At 47.6% G+C, this 1,607-nt stretch carries 1 protein-coding gene and 2 pseudogenes; 1 reads left to right on the top strand and 2 read right to left on the bottom strand.

The window, feature by feature from the left end; all coding sequences use genetic code 11:
- Window positions 1-173: 173 nt before the first annotated feature.
- Window positions 174-343: pseudogene (locus tag K7X24_RS21825) on the top strand (IS256 family transposase); the annotation flags it as partial.
- Between the two features lie 335 nt (window positions 344-678).
- Here the strand turns inward: K7X24_RS21825 and istB are convergent.
- A pseudogene (gene istB, locus K7X24_RS21820) lies at window positions 679-1,358 on the bottom strand (IS21-like element helper ATPase IstB); the annotation flags it as partial.
- Window positions 1,359-1,394: 36 nt separating this feature from the next.
- Window positions 1,395-1,607: integrase core domain-containing protein (locus tag K7X24_RS21815; RefSeq protein ID WP_224558266.1), on the bottom strand; the 213-nt coding region annotated here is incomplete at its 5' end.

Below are 1,607 nucleotides of genomic sequence, written 5' to 3'. Positions count from 1 at the left end.
GAAATAGCCGTAGCAAGCCCGATACCCACACAGAACGCTGTGATGTACAGCCGACAGGTATATGTCAATATCAATTGAATTATGACCCACCCTGCCAAAGTGAGTCTGTACATAAATTTGTGTAATTGCCTGATTTTGATATGTTCAATCAAACATCAAAAGCAGGTTGCTTTATGGACGAAAAACAGTTGCAGGCTCTGGCTAACGAACTGGCCAAAAATCTCAAAACCCCTGAGGATCTCAACCAGTTCGAGTGCCTGCTAAAAAAATCGGTGTTGAGGCTGCCCTCAACGCCGAAATGTCCCATCATCTGGGCTACGATAAAAACCAGCCTAAACTAGGGCGTGTCCCTTAACCTCTCTGCTCGCAAAAAAGCGCTGCAAGAATCATTTTCAAAAAGTTATTTTTGGTTGAATATCGAGCAACTTAGGCGTTTGTTATCGCTTAAAAGCATTTTTTGCATAGTTATAACGATGCTGAACTGTACAAAAAATAGTTACGGGACACACCCTAGGGCCAACTCCCGCAATGGCTATTACACAAAGGCCGTTATCACATGCATGGATAACCAAATCCTGTCACTGTACGCAAAAGGGATGACCACCTGTGAAATAGCGGCTGCGTTCAAAGAGCTGTATGACGTGTCAACAACACCGCCTAATGACCGCTTTTCAACATTTATTTTGTCCGGTTTTCATCATTTCTGATGTCCGCTTTTAACATTCTGTTTTCGGTGTTTTTCTCCTCTATACTTTTGGGTAACGTGTCTGCCTTACGTTTACCTTTCAGGCGGTAACTCTCACCCTTGATGTTTACTGTTGTCGAGTGATGCAGCAGCCTGTCAAGGATCGCTGTTGCCAGTACATGGTCTCCGAAGACCTCGCCCCAGTCGGTGAAGCTCTTGTTTGAGGTCAGGATGATACTCGCCTTCTCGTAACGCCGATTTAGCAGTCGGAAGAACAAATTGGCTTCATCACGTGTCATCGGTAGGTAACCGATCTCATCCAGGATCAGCACCCGCACGTAACTCCGTTGCTGCAACTGCCGCTCCAGCCTGTTTTCTTGTCTGGCTTTTACTAGTGTTACCATCAGCTTATCCAGCGTCATGAACAGCACCCGATGACCAGCATCGGCTGCCTTTATCCCCAACGCCACCGCCAGATGTGTTTTCCCCACGCCCAGAGGTCCCAGCAGGATGACATTCTCATTACGTTCGATGAACACCAGCCCGACCAGTTCCCGGATAACCCGCTGGTCGATGCCAGGTTGGAAGCTGAAGTCGAACTGCTCCAGCGTTTTTACCCAGGGCAACCGGGCCTGTTTCAGCGAGATTCCAGCCCCTTATGTCGCCGACCTGATGTGGTCTAGCAATATTGGACACCCGTTAAAATTTTTTACGCTGCATGCTTTTCTTTGGCATGAGGTGTCTGACCATTATTGAAGCTATGCTGCCTGCGCTGGTTGTGGTAATACGTCATGTAACTCAGGATATCAGTCTTTGCATCTTCCACATTTTCGTAACCACATTCCGGTATCCATTCCGATTTCAGGCTCCTGAAGAACCGCTCCATTGGCGCATTGTCCCAGCAGTTTCCGCGACGGCTCAT

Origin of the sequence: Pectobacterium versatile (genome assembly GCF_020166435.1) — a bacterium.
Taxonomy (GTDB): domain Bacteria; phylum Pseudomonadota; class Gammaproteobacteria; order Enterobacterales; family Enterobacteriaceae; genus Pectobacterium; species Pectobacterium versatile.
Note: the sequence above shows the minus strand (reverse complement) of the source record. Positions and strands in the feature narration are given on the sequence as shown.